Raw genomic sequence first — 3,964 nt, 5'->3', positions numbered from 1 at the left:
AGACGCTGTCGCAGCCCAAGCCGACGCTGCCGGCGCCGCATCAGGTGGCGGTGAACTTCTTCGAGAACACCTTCCTGCGGCCCATCACATCGAGCCGAAGCCTCGTCTACAATGCCTGGGTGACCCTGTCGTCGACGTTGCTCGGCTTTGCCTTCGGCACGGCGCTCGGCATCGTCATCGCGGTTGGCATCGTGCATGTGGCGACGCTCGACCGCAGCCTGATGCCGTGGATCATCGCCTCCCAGACGATTCCCATTCTGGCGGTGGCGCCGATGATCATCGTCGTGCTGGGGGCGATCGGCATCAGCGGTCTGATCCCAAAGGCGATGATCTCGACCTACCTGTCGTTCTTCCCGGTGACGGTTGGCATGGTGAAGGGCCTGCGCTCGCCCGAACTCATGCATCTCGACCTGATGCACACCTACAATGCCAGTGTCTCGCAGACCTTCTGGAAGCTGCGGGTGCCGGCCTCGGTGCCGTTCCTGTTCACCTCGATGAAGGTGGCGGTGGCGGCGAGCCTGGTCGGCGCCATTGTCGGCGAACTGCCGACCGGTGCTGTCGCCGGCATCGGCGCCAAGCTTTTGGCAGGCGCCTATTACAGCCAGTCCATCGACATCTGGTCCGCCCTTGTGGCGGGCTCGGTGGTGGCGGCCCTTCTGGTCATGGTGGTCGGCATAGCCGGGCGCCTCGTTGACCGCGCGATGGGCGGGAGGCCGGCATGAACTGGCTGAAGCCCTCCTGGCAAGCCGTGCTGGCCATTGCGCTGTGCCTCGTCGCCGTCGCGCTCGGTGCGATGTCGAAGCCGGAAGCGGCCGCCCTTGCAGACCCGACAGCAAGCTTCGACTACCCCTATTTCGGGATAAAGACCCCGATGATCGGCCTGGCCGTGCTGGCAGGGCTGATCTCGATGATCAGAATTTCGCCGCTGGCCGAGGCTGCGGTGCTGTTCATCGGCGCTCATCTCGTCGCCTGGATGCTGATCTCGGGCATTACAGGTTTCGAAGGCACGGCATTGGCGCCTTATTTCCTGCTGCTCGCCGCTGCCTGGCTGCTGGCCTGGCGCTGTGTGGCGGTGCTGTCGGGGCTTCGCCCGATGGCAAAAGGGGCGCGGATGGCGCTGCGCCTCATCATCCCGGCGATCTTCGGCGCCTGGATCCTGATCATATGGGAAGCGGTGACGCGTGGCGCCGGCATTCCCTTCATCCTTTTGCCGCCGCCGAGCGCCATCGGTGTGCGCATCGCCAGTTCCCTGCCGGTGCTCGGCGCCGATATCAGGCAGACCATCTTCAAGGCGGTGATCTTCGGCTACATCGTCGGGAGCGGCGCCGGCTTCCTGGTGGCCATCGCCGCGGACCGGGTGCCGTTCCTGCGCCGCGGTCTGCTGCCGATCGGCAATATGGTCTCGGCGCTGCCGATCATCGGTGTGGCGCCGATCATGGTGATGTGGTTCGGCTTCGACTGGCCGTCCAAGGCCGCGGTCGTCATCATCATGACCTTCTTCCCAATGCTGGTGAACACGGTTGCCGGTCTTGCCGCCTCCGGCCATATGGAGCGCGATTTGATGCGCACGTATGCGTCGGGCTACTGGCCAACACTCTTGAAGCTCAGACTGCCGGCGGCAGCGCCCTTCATCTTCAACGCGCTCAAGATCAACTCGACGCTGGCGCTGATCGGCGCCATCGTCGCCGAGTTCTTCGGCACGCCTGTGGTCGGCATGGGCTTTCGCATCTCGACCGAGGTCGGGCGGATGAACATCGACATGGTCTGGGCCGAAATCGCAGTTGCAGCACTGGCGGGTTCGGTCTTTTATGGCGTGGTCGCTCTCGTCGAGAGAGCCGTCACGTTTTGGCATCCCTCTGTCCGTGGTGGATAGGGCGGTGGGTTCGGGTGTTAACTTCAGAGGGTAAAAACATGAAAAGACTGATCATTCCGATGCTGGCCGGCGCGATGTCGCTGGCCGCGTTCCAGGCAATGGCCGCCGACAAGGTGACGTTGCAGCTGAAATGGGTCACGCAGGCGCAGTTTGCCGGCTACTATGTCGCCAAGGCCAAGGGTTTTTATGAAGCCGAAGGCCTCGACGTCGACATCAAGCCGGGCGGTCCCGATATCGCACCCGAGCAGGTGATCGCCGGCGGTGGCGCCGACGTCATCGTCGACTGGATGGGCGGGGCACTCGCCGCGCGCGAAAAGGGCGTGCCGCTGGTCAACATCGCCCAGCCGTTCAAGAAGGCCGGCATGGAGCTGGTCTGCCCGAAGGACGGCCCGATCAAGACCGAAGCCGATTTCAAGGGTCACACGCTCGGCGTCTGGTTCTTCGGCAACGAATATCCTTTCTACGCCTGGATGAACAAGCTCGGCCTGAAGACCGAAGGCGGCCCGGATGGCGTCACGGTTTTGAAGCAGAGCTTCGACGTGCAGCCGCTGATCCAGAAGCAGGCGGATTGCATTTCGGTCATGACCTACAACGAGTACTGGCAGCTGATCGATGCCGGCTACAAGCCGGACCAGCTCACCGTGTTCAACTACTCGGCGATGGGCAACGACCTGCTTGAGGACGGGCTCTATGCCTCGGAAGACAAGCTCAAGGATCCGGCTTTCGAAGACAAGATGGTGCGTTTCGTGCGCGCCTCGATGAAGGGCTGGAAATATGCCATCGACAACAATGACGAGGCCGCGGGCATTGTCATGGACGGCGGTGGCCAGGACGAAAACCACCAGAAGCGGATGATGAGCGAAGTCGCCAAGCTGATCGACAATGCCGACGGCAAGCTCGACCCGGCGACCTACGAGCGCACCGCCAAGGCGCTGCTCGACCAGAAGATCATCACCAAGGCGCCGACCGGCGCCTACACCACGGCCATCACCGACAAGGCGATCAAATAAGCCTGGCCAGGCAATTTCGACCTCGAGAGCGGCGCCTTTGACCAAATGTCAGAGGCGCCGTTCCTTTATGGTGTTCATGACGAAGCTGGTCTCGATCGAAGCGACGCATTTCAGCCGCGCGATCTTTTCCTTGATGAAGCGCTCGTACTGTTCGAGGCTGCCGGTCACCACTTTCAACACATAATCGCGCGACCCGGTGACGAGGTGGCATTCCATTACCTCTTCCCAACCGCGGATGGCGTCTTCGAACATGACGATCTCGTCCTCGTTCTGGCGGCTGAGCCGGACGGTGGCGATGGCGACCATGTTCCAGCCGAAGGCGGCCGGGTCGACCAGCGTGGTATAGCCCCGGATAATGCCGGCCTCCTCCAGCCGGCGTACCCTCCTCAAACATGGCGACGGCGACAGGCCGATGCGCTCCGCAAGCTCATTGTTGGTGATGCGGGCGTCGGCCTGCAACTCGCGCAGGATCTTGCGGTCGAAATCGTCGGCTATCTTCTGCTGCACTTTTGCTCTCGCTGGGCAATTTGTTGCCGGGATGCAGCCATGCGAGGCCGAGAATAGCAAGGACTGGCGGACCGGGATCGCATAAATTGCTGCACGAGACTCCTCCAGATGCAGGAAAAGCCATGACCGCGCCGCGCCCGTCGAAAACCCACATCGGCAACCACAAGCTCCATCCGGAAACGTTGATGTTGAGCTATGGCTTCGATCCGCAACTGTCGGAAGGCGCCGTCAAGCCGCCGGTGTTCCTGACCTCGACCTTCGTGTTCAAATCGGCGGAGGAGGGGCGCGACTTCTTCGACTACACATCCGGCCGCAAGGAGCCGCCGAGCGGCACGGCGTCCGGCCTGGTCTATTCGCGCTTCAACCATCCGAACTCAGAGATCGTCGAGGACCGGCTGGCGGTCTATGAGGGAACGGACGCCTGCATCCTGTTCTCGTCGGGCATGTCGGCGATCGCCACCACGCTGCTCGCCTATGCCCGGCCGGGCGATGTCATTCTGCATTCGCAGCCGCTTTACGGCGGCACCGAGACGCTTTTGACGCGCACGCTGTCCGGCTTCGGCATCGGCGCTGT

At 62.6% G+C, this 3,964-nt stretch carries 5 protein-coding genes; 4 read left to right on the top strand and 1 reads right to left on the bottom strand.

All coding sequences use genetic code 11. The features are described from left to right. The 3 genes from NKI61_RS32430 to NKI61_RS32420 form a co-directional block, all read left to right on the top strand. The coding region (locus NKI61_RS32430; protein WP_352842363.1) for an ABC transporter permease at window positions 1-722 on the top strand (722 nt) is incomplete at its 5' end. Beyond that, on the top strand, window positions 719-1,873 hold the full coding sequence (locus tag NKI61_RS32425) for an ABC transporter permease (protein WP_352842361.1): 1,155 nt from the start codon (window positions 719-721) through the stop codon (window positions 1,871-1,873). The genes NKI61_RS32430 and NKI61_RS32425, both read left to right, overlap by 4 nt. A gap of 38 nt (window positions 1,874-1,911) precedes the next feature. Then, the gene (locus tag NKI61_RS32420) at window positions 1,912-2,883 is read left to right on the top strand and encodes an ABC transporter substrate-binding protein (protein ID WP_023682178.1); all 972 of its coding nucleotides are present in this window, start codon (window positions 1,912-1,914) and stop codon (window positions 2,881-2,883) included. A 48-nt stretch (window positions 2,884-2,931) separates the two neighbouring features. Here the strand turns inward: NKI61_RS32420 and NKI61_RS32415 are convergent, their stop codons facing one another. Next, the gene (locus tag NKI61_RS32415) at window positions 2,932-3,390 is read right to left on the bottom strand and encodes an Lrp/AsnC family transcriptional regulator (protein WP_023714798.1); all 459 of its coding nucleotides are present in this window, start codon (window positions 3,388-3,390) and stop codon (window positions 2,932-2,934) included. Between the two features lie 122 nt (window positions 3,391-3,512). Here NKI61_RS32415 and NKI61_RS32410 point away from each other — a divergent pair. After that, window positions 3,513-3,964: PLP-dependent transferase (locus tag NKI61_RS32410; protein ID WP_352842359.1), on the top strand; the 452-nt coding region annotated here is incomplete at its 3' end.

Origin of the sequence: Mesorhizobium sp. M0514, assembly GCF_040321145.1 — a bacterium.
Lineage (GTDB): Bacteria > Pseudomonadota > Alphaproteobacteria > Rhizobiales > Rhizobiaceae > Mesorhizobium.
The sequence above is the reverse complement of the archived record's forward strand: the minus strand, read 5'-3'. Positions and strand labels throughout refer to the sequence as shown.

Bases quoted from the DNA above. Each gene is read 5' to 3' on its own strand.
- NKI61_RS32425 (WP_352842361.1), top strand. From the start codon at position 719: ATGAACTGGCTGAAGCCCTCCTGGCAAGCCGTGCTGGCCATTGCGCTG.
- NKI61_RS32420 (WP_023682178.1), top strand. From the start codon at position 1,912: ATGAAAAGACTGATCATTCCGATGCTGGCCGGCGCGATGTCGCTGGCC.